At 61.0% G+C, this 17,981-nt stretch carries 14 protein-coding genes; 7 read left to right on the top strand and 7 right to left on the bottom strand.

Annotated features, from left to right (window positions below; genetic code table 11):
• Positions 1–3 precede the first annotated feature (3 nt).
• The 3 genes from IPM54_35575 (at position 4) to IPM54_35565 (ending at position 2,162) form a co-directional block, all read left to right on the top strand.
• Entirely contained in the window at positions 4–207 is a 204-nt protein-coding gene (locus IPM54_35575; GenBank protein ID MBK9265088.1) for a hypothetical protein, read from the top strand.
• A 117-nt stretch (positions 208–324) separates the two neighbouring features.
• On the top strand, positions 325–1,719 hold the full coding sequence (locus IPM54_35570; GenBank protein ID MBK9265087.1) for an ATP-binding protein: 1,395 nt from the start codon (positions 325–327) through the stop codon (positions 1,717–1,719).
• A complete protein-coding gene (locus IPM54_35565; protein ID MBK9265086.1) occupies positions 1,716–2,162 on the top strand; it encodes a hypothetical protein in 447 nt (148 codons plus the stop codon). The genes IPM54_35570 and IPM54_35565 overlap by 4 nt, the downstream gene beginning before the upstream one ends.
• A gap of 184 nt (positions 2,163–2,346) precedes the next feature.
• Here the strand turns inward: IPM54_35565 and IPM54_35560 are convergent, their stop codons facing one another.
• Together IPM54_35560 and IPM54_35555 are read right to left on the bottom strand one after the other, a co-directional pair.
• Positions 2,347–3,636, bottom strand: coding sequence for an insulinase family protein (locus IPM54_35560; GenBank protein MBK9265085.1), 1,290 nt, complete (start codon positions 3,634–3,636; stop codon positions 2,347–2,349).
• Positions 3,637–3,673: 37 nt separating this feature from the next.
• Complete coding sequence (locus tag IPM54_35555; GenBank protein ID MBK9265084.1) at positions 3,674–5,452, bottom strand: peptidylprolyl isomerase; 1,779 nt, start codon at positions 5,450–5,452, stop codon at positions 3,674–3,676.
• Between the two features lie 354 nt (positions 5,453–5,806).
• Here IPM54_35555 and IPM54_35550 point away from each other — a divergent pair, with 354 nt between their 5' ends.
• The 3 genes from IPM54_35550 (at position 5,807) to IPM54_35540 (ending at position 8,899) form a co-directional block, all read left to right on the top strand.
• The gene (locus IPM54_35550) at positions 5,807–6,316 is read left to right on the top strand and encodes a hypothetical protein (protein MBK9265083.1); all 510 of its coding nucleotides are present in this window, start codon (positions 5,807–5,809) and stop codon (positions 6,314–6,316) included.
• Positions 6,317–6,449: 133 nt separating this feature from the next.
• A complete protein-coding gene (locus IPM54_35545) occupies positions 6,450–6,875 on the top strand; it encodes a hypothetical protein (protein MBK9265082.1) in 426 nt (141 codons plus the stop codon).
• 125 nt (positions 6,876–7,000) lie between these two features.
• On the top strand, positions 7,001–8,899 hold the full coding sequence (locus IPM54_35540; protein ID MBK9265081.1) for an ATP-dependent DNA helicase: 1,899 nt from the start codon (positions 7,001–7,003) through the stop codon (positions 8,897–8,899).
• 60 nt (positions 8,900–8,959) lie between these two features.
• Here IPM54_35540 and IPM54_35535 read toward each other — a convergent pair whose 3' ends face one another.
• The 5 genes from IPM54_35535 to IPM54_35515 all read right to left on the bottom strand — a co-directional run bounded on the left by IPM54_35535 (position 8,960) and on the right by IPM54_35515 (position 16,425).
• Positions 8,960–11,431 (bottom strand): phenylalanine--tRNA ligase subunit beta, encoded by a 2,472-nt coding sequence (locus IPM54_35535; GenBank protein MBK9265080.1) that lies wholly within the window; start codon positions 11,429–11,431, stop codon positions 8,960–8,962.
• Positions 11,432–11,564: 133 nt separating this feature from the next.
• Complete coding sequence (locus IPM54_35530; protein ID MBK9265079.1) at positions 11,565–12,647, bottom strand: DUF4340 domain-containing protein; 1,083 nt, start codon at positions 12,645–12,647, stop codon at positions 11,565–11,567.
• A gap of 12 nt (positions 12,648–12,659) precedes the next feature.
• On the bottom strand, positions 12,660–14,498 hold the full coding sequence (locus IPM54_35525; protein MBK9265078.1) for a GldG family protein: 1,839 nt from the start codon (positions 14,496–14,498) through the stop codon (positions 12,660–12,662).
• Between the two features lie 10 nt (positions 14,499–14,508).
• Positions 14,509–15,246: an ABC transporter permease subunit gene (locus IPM54_35520; protein MBK9265077.1), complete on the bottom strand. Its 738-nt coding sequence runs from the start codon at positions 15,244–15,246 to the stop codon at positions 14,509–14,511.
• A gap of 6 nt (positions 15,247–15,252) precedes the next feature.
• A complete protein-coding gene (locus tag IPM54_35515) occupies positions 15,253–16,425 on the bottom strand; it encodes an ATP-binding cassette domain-containing protein (protein ID MBK9265076.1) in 1,173 nt (390 codons plus the stop codon).
• Between the two features lie 433 nt (positions 16,426–16,858).
• Here IPM54_35515 and IPM54_35510 point away from each other — a divergent pair, with 433 nt between their 5' ends.
• On the top strand, positions 16,859–17,980 hold the full coding sequence (locus tag IPM54_35510; protein ID MBK9265075.1) for a hypothetical protein: 1,122 nt from the start codon (positions 16,859–16,861) through the stop codon (positions 17,978–17,980).
• The last annotated feature ends 1 nt before the right edge of the window (position 17,981 follow it).

The raw sequence follows: 17,981 nt of genomic DNA, 5'->3' as shown, positions 1-17,981 counted from the left end.
GCCTTGCGTCGTCGCGAAATGGCCCCCACTGTCTTCGGGCGTCCACTTCTTCCCGTCAACCTCGCCGCGAGAGTTTGCGATGTGCAGGCCGTGAGCGGTTCGGGCGGGTGCACGCTGGCCGGCGAGCCTGCTGTCGGGGCCGCGTTGATTCTCGGCATGGCAGCGGCGCTCATGGTGGGCAGGCGTATTGGATTACGACGCCGCTGAAGCCCGCTTGGCGCGTGTGGGCTACGCGAGCGGAGCTGCGTGGCGTGGTGCGGTGGAGGCGGGGTAGGGGGTTCATGAGGGTTGAACCTGCGCGGCAAAGCTGACATAAGGACGGCGATGACACCGCACTGGAAGCTCACGGTTGAGGGGCTCGGCAAGATTGAGCATGCCGAGGTGGATATACGGCCGCTGACGCTGTTCGTCGGACCGAACAACACGGGGAAGAGCTATGTGGCGTCGCTGATTTGGGGGGTCGTGGCGATGCAGGGGGAGCTCGAGCCGCCGGAGGGGCCGGAGCTGGAAGCTTGCAGAGCGTGGGTGGCTCAGCACATTGTGGAAGGCGCGACGCCCGTTCAGGTAGCGATGCATCGTGCAGACATAGAGCTGTTCGAGCGACTCTTTCGCGTAATGCTCGAGAAAAACCGCGCTGTACTCATTCAGCGGATTTTCAAAAGTGAGCAGATTACTGCCCGTCGTATTGCTTGGGAGAACGAAGCGTGTCCGTCGGAAATGGCGTTTGCATGGTCAACGGATCGAGACGATCCGGAGAAGCACGTCCTAACCTTGACCGATGGGCCAGGGACGACGAGCATCAAGACCCATCCGCAAACGAACGATATTCGCGAGCTCAGGGCTGCTGCGCTCGACATGCTCGTGAGAAGAATTGTATTCTATCGATTGACGCGGTTATTTCGACGATTTGATGGTCCATATTCGAGAATTGATCCCGTTTATTTACTGGCATCTCGCACAGGATTCATGCAGCTTTACAAGGCGGTAGCGCGCCGTAGCTTGGAGCGATGGCATCAGGACGATGTCGATAATCGGCTTGAGTTGACCGCACCTTCTTTTCACTTCATCGACATGATGGCATTCGGCCTAAGGAGCAGAGTAGGAAGGCGTGACTTCGGAGAAGAAGCTGATTGGCTTGAACGGGCGCTTATGGGGAGAGTCGAACTGGTTTCTGGGAATTCTGCGGTCAATGAGTATTGGTACTATCCCGCGGGAATATCCAAACCGTTGCCTATGAATCTCTCGTCAACCCTCGTTACTGAACTAACACCAGTTATTGCTGTGCTTCGGTATGCATCAAGTCTTCCGCTGTTCGTCTATGAAGAACCCGAAGCCCACCTCCACCCCGAGCTACAACGACTCGTAGCTCAAGTCATCGTTCGACTCGTGCGTAAAGGGCTTTTTGTCGTGGTCACGACGCACAGCCCGGATTTCTGCCAGCAGATCAACAACTTCATCAAGCTTGGTTCGCTCGCCGCCGACAAACGTGCGGAAGCCCAAGCGAAACTAGGCTATGGTCCGCAAGTTTATCTCGAACAGGATGACGTGTCAGGGTACGAGTTCAAGTCAGATGATGCCGGAACGCGCACGAGCGTCGTCGAAATGAAGAAAAGGCCAAGTGGGCTCGTCATGCCTACGTTCAACGCGTCGCTTGCCAGCTTGAGCGATGAAATCTTTGAGCTTACGGAGCTCCTCTCGGAACACGAAGTGGTGTCATGATTGATCGATTGGGTGACCTGAAGACGCGAATACAACGTTGGATCAAGGAGAAGCGAAGCGACGGCAAACCCTTGTTCGAATTCGTCGATCCGCCGAATTCAGTCGTCGTGCGCGAGACCAAGGAAGCGGGAGAAGCCCACGTGGAGTACCAGCTTCCAGAGGAGACACACTGCATCTCGTGGCATCTCGAATCGACCGGGTATTTTTTATTTCTTAAAGGTGAAAAGAGTGCAGACGGCGCGTTTTTGTGTGTCACCAGGATGGTCGCATCGATGTCCATATCGTCGAATGCAAGAAGACAATGGAAGCACCAAAATGGCGTGATGCGAAACTTCAATTGCACGATTCATTATCGAAACTTCTTGCGATTGCAGGCGTTTTGGGAGTCGAAATCAATCACGTCTACCTCGGGGCAGCTTTTCGTGAGGATCGAGTCGACGTGACGGAATCATCAGAACCCCGCCTGGGCGCAGTTCCGTTCATGGACAATGAAGAAGCGTCAACGGTGATGAATGCGCGTGCTCAGGAACCGTTCGAATGGCGAACCAGTCAAGTTCGCTTGCGCGGCTTCGCCAAACCCTTTCCTCTCACAAAAATCCAACTCGATCCCCAAACCGGGCGCGGAACCTACCTCACCCCACCAAACCCCTGAACAATCTTGTCCATCTTCGACTCCTGCGACCGCTTCAACATCCCCACCGCTACCACGCCCATCCGTTCCGGACGGAAAATGCGCTGCGCTGCGTCACGAACGTCGGCCACCGTCACGCTCGCAAGCTGCTCATGACGCAACTGGGGCGTCCGTACCGAATTTGTAAACGCGGATAATCCGTAGAAGCTCGCCACCTCCTCCGCGTCATCCGCCATCGCCTCCACCGACCACAAATGCCGATCCTTCGCCTTGTCGAGCTCCTCCGGCCTCGGCCCATGCGACGCAAGCTCGTCCACCAACGCAAAAATCTCCGTCAGCACGATCGTCGCCCGGTCATGCGCCATACCTGCCGCTATGTCGACCACCCCGTCGTCCTCGTACGCCTCGAACATCCCCGACACGTCGTAACAAAGCCCAAGGCGATCACATATGCGCTCGTAGAGACGCGTCGACATGCCGTCGTCGAGAACGCGCAGCAGCATTTCGACGCTCGGCTCGTGCGCGTCGTGCTCGCTCACCGCGCGAAACACGATGCGAAGGTCGGTCTGGCTGGATTGGTTCTTCACGAAGGAAAACCGCGGGTGCGTTTGACCATTGCGCGGCGCGGTCGCCTCGACGCGGGCGCCTCGAGGCATCGCTGCAAACGCACGCTCGGCTGCCGCAACGGCTGCGGTTACGTCGAAGTTGCCCGCAAGGCAAAGCATGGCGTTGGCGGTCGTGTAATGACGCGCGTGATGCGCCCTGAGCATCGCTTCATCGAAACGGGCCAGCGTATCGAGCCCGCCCGTGATGCGATATCCGAGCGGATGCGCCTCGAAAATGAGCTGCCGTGAAAGGTCGTCGGCATCGATGACACGCCCATCGTCGTCCAGGTCTTCGAGGATCTCCTCGCGCACGATACCGCGTTCGATCTCGACGTCGGTGAACCTGGGCGTCGTCGTCACCTCACCCAACAGATCGATGATACGCTCGAAGTTTCGCGGTGGCACCGCGATGCTCATCACGCCGTGATCCACCGACGTTGCGGCGAACAGCGTTCCCCCAAGCCGCTCGAACGCGAGCGCTTGCGTGTGCGCGGACGGGTACGTGCGCGTGCCTCGAAACGACATGTGTTCGAGGAAGTGGGACAAACCGTTTGTCGCGGGCGTTTCGAAGCGAGGACCCACGCGCAGAAAAAGCGCGGCCACCGCGCGGTGAACGTTGGGCTGCGGTACGACGACCACCGGCAGCCCACTCGACAGGACGAGATCGTGGTGGATCAGCATTCACCTACACGAAAATGATGCATGCGAGCATCGTATGCTACTCGGTCGGCTCTTCGCTCGAAGGGTCCGACTCTTTCGGTTCGTTCACGAACTCCGGGCCGTACTTGATTTCCGCTCCGAGCGTGTTGCGCAGGCGGTCCAGGTACGCAGTGAGCGCGTCGTTTTGCTTCTCCGCGCGAAGGCGCGCGATGAACATCGTCTTGTCCTTCTCCCACGCCTCTTTGGATGCCGGAGTTTTCTCCTTCAGCACCATGACGGCGTAACCGTTGAACAGCTCGACGATGTCGTTTGGCACGTCGCCGGGCTTTTCGAGCTTGAAGGCCATCGCGGCTGCATTGCTCGCGGGCGATGCCCCGGGGATGGGACTACCGGACGCATTGAACGGCAAGCTCGTTTCGACGACCGGACGCGCGGGATGCATGGCGAAGAGCGATGGAGCTGCTTCGGCTTCCTCACCCTTCTTGTCATCCTTCTTTTTGTCGTCCTTCTTCTTGTCTTTGCCGCCTTGAGCTTCCTCGGCCGCTTGTGCTGCCTTCGCTTCCAGATCCGCGATGTGTGCCGTGACGGCCTCGTCGATCTTCTTGCCGCCTTGCACCGCTGCAAGGATCGCTTTTGCTGCTTCGGCTGCGAGGCGCTCCGTCTCGTGCGCGAGGTAAATCTCTTTGTCGACTTCGGCGCGTCCGAGCGCTTCGGCTTCCAAGTCTTTGGCGATCTTGTCGATGACGATGAGGTGGATGCCGAACTGAGATTCCGTTTCGACGACTTTGCCAAGTTCAGCGCCGAACGTCGCGTCTTCGAAGGGTTTGACCATCTTGCCCTTGCCCACGCATCCGAGCAGGCCGCCTTGTTCGGCGCTGCCATCGTCGCTGAGCGACTTTGCTACGTCGGCAAAGCTTTCACCTTTGTCGAGGCGCTCACGTGCTTCCTTGATCTTCTTGCGCGCCTTTTCTTTCTCGGCATCGGGATCGGCGGCATCCTCGTTGATCTTCGCCAGGATGTGCCGCGTCACGCGACATTCGGGCGTGTACTGGCTTTTGCGAGCGTTCCACACGCGCTCTTCTTCTTCCTTGTTGAGCGCGACCCACGCATCGATGGACTTTGTCGAAGTGTCGGCAACGAGATCGGCGTAGAAGCGTTTGTCCAAGCGAACGTACGACACGACCGCTTGCGACTTGTCCTTCGCGTAGCGCGCGAAAGCTTCTTCTTCGCCCACTTGAACGCGTGATCGGACGATGTCGCGCATGCGCGCCGCGATGAGCTCTTCCTTTTGGTAGGCGCGGAACTCCTGCGGGCTCATCTTCGCCATGGCCCGTACTTCACGTTCGTACGTTTTGAGGTCAAACTTTCCGGTTTGCTTGTCCTTGACGGGCCAGTAACGAACCATGTCGGGTCCGAGGCCCAAGTAGGGCATGAGCTTCGCAGGCTCGACTGCGGTGCCGTCGGCGAGTTTGATGGGGGCGACGGGCGCCGAAAGATGCATGCGCCCCGACCTGAGCTCGGTGTTGAGGTCGTCTTCGGAGACGGTGATGCCGAGGCGTTTGGCGTCTTCGTTGAGCAGGTAGCGCTCGACGAGGCCTTCGGCGGTCATTTTGCGCATGCGGAGCTGTCGCAAGAGCGCGGCTTCTGCGCCGCGCGGGACCATCATTCGGAAGGACGCCCAGTAGTGGAGGGTGGGGATGCACGAACCTCGCACTTCGATGGCGCACGTTGGGCCGGTAGCCACCTGCTGTCCCGCGTTGGGGCGGAACTGCACGATGAAAACGATGGCGATCGCAAAGACCGCCAGGCCACCCAGGATGCTCGTCAACTTGTTCACGCGTCGAAACTCCGCAGCGTTCGTCACTAGGCCGAAGAACGCGGCCCCGGGGCATACCATCTTTTTGGGGCCGCGCCTTGGGGGTTTTGGGTTTGAGTTCCAGCACGCCGTTCAGTCTGAAATTAGGCAAATTCGGGGCATCGATCTGCGTGCACTTCGCACCTCACCCCCCGGCCCCCTCTCCCTACGAGGGAGAGGGGGAGGAGGAAAAAGGGTCACGATCATGTAATTCCCCCTCTCCGCGGAGCGTCACGCAGTGACGCGACGGGGAGAGGGGGTTAGGGGGTGAGGCGCGAGCCCCCCCAGGAGATCAACATCCCCAACCAGCCAAACACGAGCTATGCTGCGCGCCCAATGGCGACGACACCGAAATCCATGCTTCCTGATTGCGGCCTCTACCTGACCTCGCAGCCCCTGCCGGGCAACGAGCAGCGGGTTCCCGCAGGCTCGATCGTGTACTTCCACAACCACTCGGACAGCGGTCTTCCGCAGGTCATCACGCCTGACCACAACATCCACAACCGATGGCACTTTCACGGGCCGGGCATCGAGTTTCGTGGGCTGTCCTGGGCAAACTCGCTGAAGAAGCTGACGCCGGAAGGCTTCTACACGCTTCGTCGCGAGCTCAACTTCGACGGCGGCTCGTGGCCCAAAGGCGCCATCGTGCAACTCGGCTACACGCGCGAAGCCGATCCGATTCTCTTCATCGGTCGCGTCCGCTCTCGCCTCGAGGAAAACGACCTCTTCTTCTCGGACAAAGGTCTGAAGATCAAGCGCGACCAGCTCAACGTGCTCGAGCCCGCGCCCATCTTCCAAGAGCCCGATGACGGTTCGAGCGGTCACGCGCCCAACGCGACGCACTGACCACTTTTCTCCCGCACACTCACCCATCCCCCGAAAGCTCGACCCAAAACGCACGTATTCTTGACGTGGTGCAGCGGAATTGCGACGCTGCGCTTGCTACGTTTCTTGGCTCGGGGGCCCGCACCATCGAAAGATGCCGACACCGGCCGAAGTAAAAAAAGCCCTGGTTTCCGCAGGATTCGTCGTTTACCGCACGCGTGGTGACTTGGTCCATGTCGCCGAACGCGCGCGGGAAAACCTCATCATGGATGCAGGCATCCGCGTGCGAGCGTCCGAGCCCGCAGTGATCCTCATGGTACGCGCGCAGCGTAGCGACTTCCCGCACGAGCCCGAGGGCGTGATGTTCGAACACGCTCGGAAACTCGCGAAAATAGCGATCGAGCGCGGCTACGTCGAAGTGGGTACGCAAATCACGCCTTTGCCCGATCCGAACGACGAATCGCACACGCTCGATAGCTGGTTCGAGGTTTCTTACGAGAAACGAGTAGCGGACCTCGAGCAGGCGATGACCGAGGTAGCTTTCGCGCTGTCGATCGAGAAAGCTGCTTCCCGCACGTAGTGGTCGCGTACGAACAGCCCTCTTCAGCGTCACCTCACGTCGGTCGAGCTCGCAGGCTGCTTGGTCCGAACGGCCCGCTTGCGCACTTGTTCGCCGGCTACGAAGAGCGCGACGGGCAGCTCGCGATGGCCGACGCCGTCGAACGAGCGCTCGAAGAAGGCCGCGTGCTGTTTTGCGAAGCGGGCACAGGGACGGGAAAAACCCTCGCGTACCTGGTTCCCGCCATCCTGAGCGGCCGGAAGGTCGTCATTTCGACCGCCACCAAGGCGCTCGAAGAACAGATTTTTAGTAAGGATTTGCCGCTCGTTTCGACGCTCCTTGGCTTGCCCGTTTCGGCGGCGCTCGTGAAGGGACTCGGCAACTACTTGTGCCTGCGTCGTTACGACGAGCTGCGCAAGAGCCCCGAAGCGTACCGGGATGACAAACTCTTGCGATCGCTCCCCATCGTCGAAGATTGGGCGAGCTACACGGCGACGGGAGATCTCGCAGAGATCGCGTCGCTGCCGGAGGGCGATCCGATTCGTCGCGAGGTCTGTTCGTCCAGCGAAACGCGCATCGGTTCGAATTGTACGTACTACGAACGGTGCTTCGTCACGCGCATGAAGCGAGAAGCGGAAGCGGCGCGCATCATCGTGGTCAACCATCACCTCTTCTTTGCGGACTTGGCGCTGAAGGTGGGCCGCGGAGACGTTCCTGGCGCAGGCGCATTGCCCCCGTACGATGCAGTGATCTTCGATGAAGCCCACGAGCTCGAAGACATCGCGACGGACTTTTTCGGCACGCGCGTGTCGCAAACTCGGTTCGACACGATGCTGCGCGACGCCGATCGCGCTTTCATCGCGACGGGTTTGTCCGACCGAGTGCTCGGGAAAGGCGAGGGCGCGGTCATCACGTCGCTCACGCGCGAAGCAGCCGATCAATTTTTTGCGCAGGTTGCTCAGGTCGTAGCGAAGGATCCGCGGTCGAACGAAGGACGGGTCGAGCTTGCGCACGATGCGTGGTCGGGCGATCTTTTGAACGCATACCATCGGGTCGACAACTGCCTCGATGGGCTCATGAATTACGCGGGCAACAACGCGAAAGCCGAGGCGGTAGCGCTGGTGGGCATGCGTTCGAGCATGTTGCGCGACGACCTCGCCAAGATCGTGGACAAGCACCACAACCACGTCACGTGGGCCGAGGTTCGTCCGCGGTCGATCGCGATTGGAGCTTCCGCGGTCGACGTGGGGCACATCTTTCGCGAGTCGGTGTTCGAGCGCATCGGATCGGTCGTGCTCACGAGCGCGACGCTCACGCCGAAGCCGGGGGATTACCGCTATCTGCGTTCACGTTTGGGGATCGATGAGAACGTCACGGTACCCGTGGACGAGCTCGTCGTGCCTTCGCCATTCGATTACGCGTCACGCGCGCTTTTGTACACGCCGCTGGACTTGCCGGACGTCGCTGACGCGGCCTTTGGCGCGGCAGCGGCCGATCGCATCGCGGCGCTCGTGGGCGTCGTTGGTGGCGGCGCGTTTGTCTTGTGCACATCGAGTCGCGCGATGGTGGGGTTTGGCAGGGCACTTGCTGGTCGAGTTCCCGGGCCGCTGATGGTGCAGGGGCAAGCGCCGAAAGGGCTGCTTCTCGAGCGTTTCCGTGCATCGAGGAACGCGGTGCTCGTGGCGACGATGAGCTTTTGGGAAGGCGTCGACGTGCCTGGAGATGCGCTCAGGCTGGTCATCATCGACAAGATTCCGTTTGCCGTGCCGACCGATCCGATCGTGGTGGCCAGGTCTCAGGCCATCGAACAAGCGGGCGGCAAGCCGTTCGCCGAGTACTCGGTGCCGCAAGCCGCGATCACGTTGAAGCAAGGGTTTGGGCGATTGATACGAACGCGTAAGGATCGCGGAGTCGTCGCGATCTTGGATCGACGCGTTCGCACGCGAGGGTACGGACAAACGCTGCTCGCGGGTTTGCCCTCGGCGTCGCGGACGGAGCAGCTCGATGATGTCGAGGCGTTCTGGAAAAGGCTGCTCGCGGAATAGCCTCACCCCCTGGCCCCCTCTCCCCTCGCGCCTGCGGCGCGGCGGAGAGGGGGAAGAGAGTCACGCTCGAAGCGTCGCGCCAAACTTCTTGTGCGCAGCTTCGACGACGCTCTTGTGACGGCGATCGACTTCTTCGTCCGTGAGCGTTTTTGCGTTTTCAGGATCGGTCGCTGCGCGCGGATCGCGGTACACGACGTGGAACGCGAGAGACCGATGCCCGGCGGGAATGCCCTGGCCGCGGAACAGGTCGAAAAGCTCGACCGATTCGCACAATTCGCCGGCTGCTTCTTGGATTGAAGCCCCTACGGTGCCCGCCTCGATCTCGTCCGATACGACCAGCGCGATGTCCCGCGTTGCTGCAGGAAGCACCGGAATCGGCTTGTATTGCGGCCTTCGCGTGCCCACCTGCGCGAGCGCTCGCAGGTCGAGCTCCATCACGACGCAACCACCGCCCAGATCCAGCGCATCGACCACATCCGGATGCAGCGGGCCGAAGCTGCCGACGACGCGACCTTCAACCAAGACAAACGCCGCCCCGCGCGGATGCAAGTACGGCGCACGCTCGTTTTCAGGCTGATGCGCGACCGTCGCGCTCTGCTGCGTGACACGCTCGACAATCTCCACGGCGATGCCCTTGGCGTCGTACACGTCGACCTCCACGGGCTTTTGCAGCACCGCGCGCCGCGAGCCTGCAAGGATCGCCGCAAACGACGGGACCTCGTCGGCAAGGGGCGCGGTTTGCTCGCTCGCGAGAAATCGCGCGCCCGACGTGAAGAGCCGGACGTCGTGCACACCATGACGGCGCGCTCGACCAAGCGCTTCGAGGAGGCCAGGAAGCAGCGACGTGCGCATCACCGAACGCGTTTCGACGAGCGGGTTCAGAAGCTTGAACGGTGCCGGTGGTAAACCGAGCGCTTCGAGCTCTTGCGGTGATACGAACCCGTACGTGATCGCCTCGGACAAACCCAGCGCGACGGCTGCTGCACGCACGCGGTTCTGCAGGTCGAACGCCGTGCGAGGTGGTTGCGGGCGCAGCGCTGGAAGCACCGTGGGCACCGTGCCAAGGCCTCGCACGCGGATGACCTCTTCCATGAGGTCCGCTTCTCCGGCGATGTCCGGACGATGCGGCGGAGGCACCACCAGCGCGTAAGCCGCGTCGTCTTCGCCATGCGTTTCCGTCACGTCGAAGCCGAGCCGCTGAAGGATGTCCGTTGCTTCCGGCATGGGGACTGCGACGCCCAGCAGCGAGTGCATGCGTGACGCACGCAGGCGCACGGGCTCGCGTGGTGGAAGGGGTGCACCCGCAAAGAGCGGCGCTGGAGCCGCCTGTCCACCCGACAAATCCGCGAGTAGCGCCGTCGCCCTAGCGAGCGCCGCATCCATCGTCCCGTGGTTCACGCCTCGCTCGAACCGATGACTCGATTCCGTGTGCATGCCGTGTCGCCGAGCCGCTCGACGAACCCCTCGCGGCGCGAAGTACGCGCATTCGAGGAGCACCCGCCGCGTGGTTTGCCGAATCTCGCTGTGCGCACCACCCATGATGCCCGCAAGCGCTGTCGGTCCTTCGGCATCCGCAATCACGAGGTCATCCGCGTCGAGCGCGCGATCGACGCCATCCAGCGTCGTGAGCTTCTCGCCCAGTTTGGCGCGACGAACGATGATCTTTCCGCCTCGCACATCGTCCAAATCGAACGCGTGCATCGGTTGCCCGTACTCGAGCAGCAGAAGGTTTGTCACGTCCACAATGTTGGAGATGGAACGAATTCCCAAGCTCTCGAGGCGGTACTTCAGCCACGACGGCGAAGGACCCACCGCCACGTCGAGAACCAAGCCTGCGCCGTATCGCGGGCATCGCTCGAGGTCCTCGATCGCGACCGACACGTGCCGTCCGACGTCTTCACCTTCGGCAACGCGCTTCGCTGCGTGAATCGTGGGCAGTTGGAACGGCAAACCAAACAGCGCTGCGACTTCACGCGCCAAGCCGATGTGGCCCAGACAATCCGGTCGGTTGGGGGTCAAACCAAGATGCAGGATGTGGTCGTGCACCTCGGGCATCGCTTCACGCAGCGGCGTGCCGGGCGCAGCAACGCCCTTGGGCAGGATCAAGATGCCGTGGTCTTCGTCCTTGCTGGCAACGGCGTTCAGCCCCAGTTCCCGCTCCGAGCAGAGCATGCCTTCGCTCACGACCCCGCCAATCTCGCGAGGTGTCAGCGTCAGGCCCACCGCGGGCAGATGTGAACCGAGCGGCGCGAACGCCACGAGGCCCCCCGGATCGGGCACGTTCGGGGCACCGCAAACGACCTTCTGCGTCGTGTCTGCGCCGAGCTTCACCGTCACGAGCCGCAGCTTGGCGCGCGCCGGATGCGGCTCGAACGCCACGACCTCTGCGACGACCAGCGACTTCGTCCCTTCGCCGAACTCGTTGATCCCCTCGACCTCGATTCCTGCATGAGTGAGCCTCCGTGCAATTTCATCGACGGAAGCATCGAGACCTGGGACCAGTTCGCGCAGCCAGCGGCAGGAAGCCTTCATATCACGGCGGGCCTAGACCGCATGACCGCCAAAATCAAGGCATTTTGCCACTAGCTTCCAAGATTTGAAGAGGGACAAATCGGGGGGGTATGGGGGGTGCCCGAGCCTCGGGCCCCCCATCGCAAACAAGCTATCATTGCAAATCGGGCGGAAGACCAGGGATGTCGCCGTGGCCGTGGCCATCGTCGGCACCGTGCGGCTCGTCCTTCTTGTCGTCGGACTTCTCGAACTTCTCGCGGTTCGCGGTCGCCCAATCGGCCGACCACGACGAGATCACGTAGAGCGTCCCGTCGCCGCCTTCCTTCAAGGCGAAACGGCTCGTGCCCTTGTTTGTCTTTCCAACCTTGACCGTGATGTCGCCCGCGTTGTCCTTCAGCTTGATCTGAACGACACCACCGTTCGTCTCGGCAGCATCGAGACCCGCGTCGGACTTGTCGTCGCCGAAGTCTTCCGCCGTCAAGGACTTGAATGCACGCAGCATCTCCTTGACCTTGCCTTCGTCGAACTTCTCCCACTTCTTCTCGGGTTTGTCCTGGAGCTTGCCGTCCTTGTCGCGCTTCGTGAACGACCCGGACCACTTCCCATCGTTCTGCGAGAAGCTGAACTGACCGTTCGGGTTTGTCACGGACGCTTGAATCACGTTCGCATCCTCGAACTTGAGGATGGACGTCTCGCGCCAGTTCTTGACCTCGCGCGTGTACAGGAACGGCGAGTACCCGTTGACGATCCACACGCCGTCTTTGCCGCCCACGCGTGCAAGCTGTCCGCGTGAGCCGCTCTTGCCGAAGTACGCGTCGAAGACCTTGCCGTCGCCCTTGTAGGCCACGACATGCACCCCCTTCTCGTCGTTCAGCTCGTACTGCGCGTACGTCGTCGTGCCGCGATCGATGCTCTCCTTGACCTTGAGATCCTTCAAGTTGTCGAGCAGCGACCGGACGTTGGCCGCATTGGCCTTGGCGGATACGGGAGCGGTGACTTCCCAAGCGTCCCCCTTCTTTTCGAGGGTAACGCTCGATTTGTCCGCGTTCTTGACCTCGAGCTTCGTGATGGCTTCGACGTCGTCTTTGCTCACCGCGATGGTCGGAAGGTCGGCCATGGCTGCCGGGGCCGAGTGCGCAGCAATGTCCTTTTGCTTCTTTTGATTCGTGGCGTACCAGCCGCCGCCGAGGGCGAGGAGGATGGCGATCGCCACGTAGATCTTGAGTTCGGTCTTCATGGTTCTTCGTCCTCAGTCGAGTCGGATGGCTTCTCGTGCGCTCTCACGCCGACGCCATCGGAACAGGCCGAACCCTGCGAAGAGGATCGGGCCGAGGAGCGTCAGCGTCCACTTCACGCGCGTCTGAACTCGTTCACGCTCGAGGCGATATTCCTCGGCCTTCTTGGTCATGGCGGCCTCGTCGTCCGTCGCCTCTTGCTTGGGCTTGCGGATGTCCGAGTACGTCAAGTTGGGCTCCTGGAGGAGCTTGGCGCTTGCAGCAATGAGGTCGCTGTCGCCGCCCATCCAGTCGAGCGTGTTCTTGAACGCCAGGATCGTCGCCGTGAGGTACTTCTGCGCGTACGGCATGCTGAGCATCAGCAGGTCTTCGTCGCCGCCCATGCCGCCCATCATCATCATCTGCGGGGGCATCGGAGGCGCGTTGCCTGCACGCGCGAACGGGTTCGCCAAGAACTGCGACGCGCTCACCACCAAGATGCGGCTCTTGTCTTTCGACTCCGCCGGCGCCTCGACGCCTTGGTTGTCGCCCGTGAACGCACTCTTGAGTTTGCCCTCGACCACGACCGCCATCGCCCGCTGCCCGTAGTCCCCCTTGGGCTTCAGGTCGTTGGTGAACTTCATGTCGATCGTGTCCGACGAGTCGACAGTGGTGTTCGGCGTCGATCGCGCGACGACCTTCATTTGCGCTCCCGGTTGCTTCTCGGGATGCGGAACGAGCGTCGAAGGGAAGGGGAACGAAAGCTCGTCGATGCGGAAGAAGCCGGCGAACGACGAGTCGAGCATCTGCTCGTTCTCCTCGAGCCCACCTTCGTGCTGGAGCTGCACCACGCCGTGCATACGAACCCAGCCGATGCCGCCCGACTGCGTTTGGTAGGGGATTCGCATCGTGCGGCCCCAATCCAAAATCGCTTCTTTCTTCATCTCGACGCCGTAGCCATCGAGAAGTTTTTCCAGGCCATGCGTGTTCAGCTCGGCCTTCATCGCTGCATCGGAAGCCTTGAGGTTCACGGCGCCGGCAAACACCACGAGCGCCTTGTTGCCCTCCATCAGGAACTGATCGATGCGACGCAGCTCCTTCTCGGTGAAGTCCTTGCCCGGCTGCGTGATGATGATGCCCGCGAGCTCCTTGTTGATCTCGGCATCGCCGTTCTGCAGATCGACGTCTTCGATTTTGTAGAACGGAAGCGCCTGATCGATGATCCCCTTCATCGAGGGACCACCGCGGCCACCTTGGCTCGCCACGAGGTTCGTGTCGGTCAGCTTGATCTCGTCCTTGCCCGTGATGACGCCGAACTTCTGGCTGTCGTTCTCGGCGCGATCGCGGATCTCGCGAATCTTGTTGGTGATCCAAAATTCGAGGCCCTGGGACGAATCGGGCGAAAGTATCGGAATCGATTCCTTCTCGCTTCCGTACTTGAAGGCCATGCCCATGAAGCCGCGCGAGATCGTCGCTTGATCGCGGCCCGTTTCGCTGCCTTCACCGAACGCGGCTTCTTGCAAGCCAGCTTCTTTGGCTGCCGTCTTCTGCTCTTCGGTCTTCGGCTCGATGATCGTGTAACGGAGTTTGCCGTTCGAGGCTCGCTCGTACTCGCCCATCAAGTCGGTGAGGTCCTGAATGAAGGCCTCGTGCTTGGGCAAACCCCGCGTCACGTAGATGTCGATCTGCAAGTCTTGCTTCAGCTTTTCGCTGACGAGCCGAGCCGAACCCTTCGACAGGGTGAACCGCTCGCTCTTCGTCATGTCGAAACGCTTGTAAGCACCAAACGAGATGACGTTCGCCATGACGAGGATCACGGCGACGAGCGCGAGGTAAAACCCAGTCTGCGCTCGTGCTTTGTTTTTGCGTTCCATCGCCATTCTCCTACGCCCACTTCCTTCGTTCGAGCGCCCGGAATGCAATCATCAGGCAGCCGATGGTGATCGAGAGGAAGTAGACGATGTCACGGGTGTTGATCATGCCCTTCGCGAACGGCATGAGCCTCGAGTTGAAACTGATGAACGCCACGGCCTCGCGAGCCCACGGCCAGGGCAAACTGTCCGCGACGTTGCCAACGACGTGGAGGAAAAACAGGATCACGGCGGTCAGGAAAAACGCGATCGGTTGGCTCTCGGTCAGAGACGACACGAGAAGGCCGACGGCAACCGCCGCTGCGCTGTAGAGAACGAGCCCGAGGTAACCCGTCATGACGGGTCCCATGTCGAGCGGCCCGAGGTTCCAAGGCCACTTGAACATGAGGATCGGATAGAGCGCCGTGGCGAGGATCAGCATGGCAACGAGGCCGAACGCGCCGAGGAACTTGCCGAGGATCACTTCGTGATCCTTCACCGGCAAAGTAATGAGCAGCTCGAGCGTCCCGCTGCGCTTCTCTTCAGCCATCACGCGCATCGACACGACCGATGCCACGACGAGCAAGAGCCACGGTGCCAGGGCAAACAGCCCCGCCAAACTCGTGCGATCCGCCTGCCAGAAGCCCCCGTTCCACCAAGAGAAAAACAGGAAGCCCACGAGGAGGAGTCCAATACAGATCACCACGTAAGCCAGTGGTGAGTCGAAGTTCGAGCGGAACTCGCGCTTCGCGATGATGAATGTGGTGCCCATCGACGTTCAGCCCTTCTTCTTCTTGTCGTCGGACTCGTCCTCGTCGTCGGACTCGTCTTCGTCTTCATCCTCGGACTCGTCCTCGTCCTCTTTCGACTCGTCCTCGTCGGACTCGTCTTCATCGGACGCGTCTTCGTCCTCATCCTCTTCCTCAGCCGCTGCGGCGTCTTCTTCGGGTTCGTCGACGATGGGACGACCGCGATCTTTGCGTTCGTCGCTGCGCGTGAGCGCTTTGAAGACGTCCTCGAGCTTCTGCGCTTCGCGGCGCATTTCGAGCAAAAGCCAGCCTTTGGCCACGACGAGCTGGAAGATCTCGGGCCGGATGTCGCCATCCTGCACGCCCATGATCTGGAAGCTGTGCGCCTTGTCGTCCGTCGGCAGCTCCACGACGCTCGTTACGCCGGGGAGTTTTTCCAGGGCAGCCTGGACCTCTTCGGCGCTCGGCGGCTTCTTCGCCGATCCACCTTCGAAGACGCGTTTTTCGTGGACGGTCACGACGTACCGCACTTTGCCCGTTCGGGAGCGGATGTCGTCGAGCGCGCCGTCGGCGACGATGCGACCTTTCGAAACGATGATCGCGCGCGCACACGCTTGCTCGACTTCGTTCAAGTTGTGCGTCGAGAGCAAGATCGTGCGCTCTTTGCCGATCTCTTGGATGTAGCGAATGACCTCCGCTTTTTCGTTGGGGTCCAAATCGCTCGTGGGTTCGTCGAGGATGAGGATCGGGGGGTTGTGCACGAGCGCTTGCGCGAGACCTACGCGCTGGCGATAGCCGTGTGACAAGTCCCGAATGTCTTTGCCCAAGCTCGTGGCCAGGCCGCAGATCTCGACGATGTTCTTCATGCGCTTACGGAACGTTCCGTGGTCGAGCCCGCGCATGTCGGCGACGAACGTCAGGTATTCCCAGACGTTCATTTCGCCGTAGAGAGGCGCTCGCTGCGGCAAGTAACCGACTTTCCTTCGAACCTCGAGCGGTTCGTCGAAGACATCGTGCCCATGCACCTTCGCCATCCCGCCCGATGCGGAGATGAAGCAGGTGAGGATGCGCATCGTCGTGGACTTGCCGGCGCCGTTCGGGCCGAGAAAGCCCACCACCTCTCCCCGGTGGACTTCGAAGCTCACCTTGTCCAGCGCGCGAAACGCCCCGTATCGCTTGGTGAGCCCATTGGCCTCGATCATCACGTCGGTAGACAATCCGACCTCCTTGAACGATGGGGCGCCCTGGTTCGCGCCCCCCTTGGTTCGCTGAAAATAGTAAAACGCGTTATCCGCCAGAGCCGCACGGCGGCGCGCTCGGCCCGGTATTGCGAACGTTTTCCCGGGCGCAGCGGCGCGCATCCTAGCGGCAGAGTGATCCGTGTCAACGTCTCGACGTCGACTCGCGCGCCCAAAACCGCATTTGTCGAATTTTATTCCCGCTGACTTCAAAACATCCACGCGTGATCCGTCACACTTTTTCGGTGGATCCTGATGCGTTGCGTCGAAATTCGAAGTTCAGGGGATTTTACGTTGTCGACCATGACGCCAAACCGTCAGGGAAAGGGCGTGCAGGACGTGGTAGGCTCGGGACGTCTTTCTTCGTTCCCAATCAGCTAGTGAGGAGGTTTTGCCGATGTCCATCGAGAAGCAGTGGTGTTTGTTCAGTGCGGGCGCGGCGCTTTTGCTTGGGCTTTCCGCATCGGCGGTGGGTTGTCGGGCCGAGCCGCAAACGGGATCCGGCGGAGCGGGTGGCGATGGCACGGGTGGCGAGGGTGCAACGACCGTTGCGAGCTCGTCGTCGGGCATGGCCGGAGGAGCTGGTGGCACTGGCGGTGGCGGTGCTGGCGGCGGAGGCGGTAGCGGCGGCGGCGAGGCGTGCTCCGGATCTGAGGTGACCATCGAGCAGATCACCAACGAGAAGGCGGCAGGAGCCGTCGGCAAGGGTTCGCCCGTGTCGGTCAAGGGCGCGGTGGTGATGAGCCAAAAGTTCCTCGTGTCGAAGAGCTCGTCGAGCGGCACGTGCCTTTATGGTGTATTCGTTTCGGCGCCTGGCCTCACGGAAACTGCACCGTATTCGGGCATCATGGTCGTGAGCAAAGGCAACAATGCCGTGATTCCACCAGGTCAGCAGACTTCATACTGCGGCAAAATCAGCAATCGTTTCGCCGACGATCCGCTTCCCGGCGATTCGATTCCGGACGATATCAAACCGGGCGACGTGGTCGACGTGATAGGCGTCGCCGATTACTTCCTGCTCAATGCGTGTGCAAACGAAATGAATGGCAGCCAAGTGGCGCAGCGGCAAATTGCATTCGCATGCAAAGTCGAAAAGACCGGCACCGCGACGCCTCCGACGCCGCACGCTTTCACGACGGCTGACGAGATCGCCAAGCTCGCTTCGTCCACGGACAAGGATTTCCATGACCAATGGGGCGGCGTGAAAGTGCGCGTTGGGGACGTCTCCCCCGTGCCTCAACCCGATCCGGGCGGCGGCAGCGGCGATGTCGTCGTCGGCGACTTCGGCATCATCAAGCTCTCCGGCAGCAACCTCGAAGTCGGCGATAAACTCTATTATCGCGGCTACGACAAACAAACCTGTTACACCGGCCCGATGTTCTCCGACATCAACATCAAATGGACGGCGATCGACGGCTTTGGTTATTTGAATTACTGCACTTGGGGCCTTCAGCCGAACAACAAGTGCGCCGACTTCAATCCCGCCAGCGAGGATTGTAGCGGCGTCGTCTGCCAGTAAT

The organism is Polyangiaceae bacterium (assembly GCA_016715885.1).
In the GTDB taxonomy this organism is placed as follows: domain Bacteria; phylum Myxococcota_A; class Polyangia; order Polyangiales; family Polyangiaceae; genus Polyangium.
The sequence above is the reverse complement of the archived record's forward strand: the minus strand, read 5'-3'. Positions and strand labels throughout refer to the sequence as shown.

Coding starts and splice junctions, on each gene's coding strand:
- IPM54_35570 (MBK9265087.1), top strand. CDS start 325: ATGACACCGCACTGGAAGCTCACGGTTGAGGGGCTCGGCAAGATTGAG.
- IPM54_35565 (MBK9265086.1), top strand. CDS start 1,716: ATGATTGATCGATTGGGTGACCTGAAGACGCGAATACAACGTTGGATC.
- IPM54_35560 (MBK9265085.1), bottom strand. CDS start 3,636: ATGCTGATCCACCACGATCTCGTCCTGTCGAGTGGGCTGCCGGTGGTC.
- IPM54_35550 (MBK9265083.1), top strand. CDS start 5,807: ATGGCGACGACACCGAAATCCATGCTTCCTGATTGCGGCCTCTACCTG.
- IPM54_35545 (MBK9265082.1), top strand. CDS start 6,450: ATGCCGACACCGGCCGAAGTAAAAAAAGCCCTGGTTTCCGCAGGATTC.
- IPM54_35540 (MBK9265081.1), top strand. CDS start 7,001: ATGGCCGACGCCGTCGAACGAGCGCTCGAAGAAGGCCGCGTGCTGTTT.
- IPM54_35535 (MBK9265080.1), bottom strand. CDS start 11,431: ATGAAGGCTTCCTGCCGCTGGCTGCGCGAACTGGTCCCAGGTCTCGAT.
- IPM54_35530 (MBK9265079.1), bottom strand. CDS start 12,647: ATGAAGACCGAACTCAAGATCTACGTGGCGATCGCCATCCTCCTCGCC.
- IPM54_35525 (MBK9265078.1), bottom strand. CDS start 14,498: ATGGAACGCAAAAACAAAGCACGAGCGCAGACTGGGTTTTACCTCGCG.
- IPM54_35520 (MBK9265077.1), bottom strand. CDS start 15,246: ATGGGCACCACATTCATCATCGCGAAGCGCGAGTTCCGCTCGAACTTC.
- IPM54_35515 (MBK9265076.1), bottom strand. CDS start 16,425: ATGATCGAGGCCAATGGGCTCACCAAGCGATACGGGGCGTTTCGCGCG.
- IPM54_35510 (MBK9265075.1), top strand. CDS start 16,859: ATGTCCATCGAGAAGCAGTGGTGTTTGTTCAGTGCGGGCGCGGCGCTT.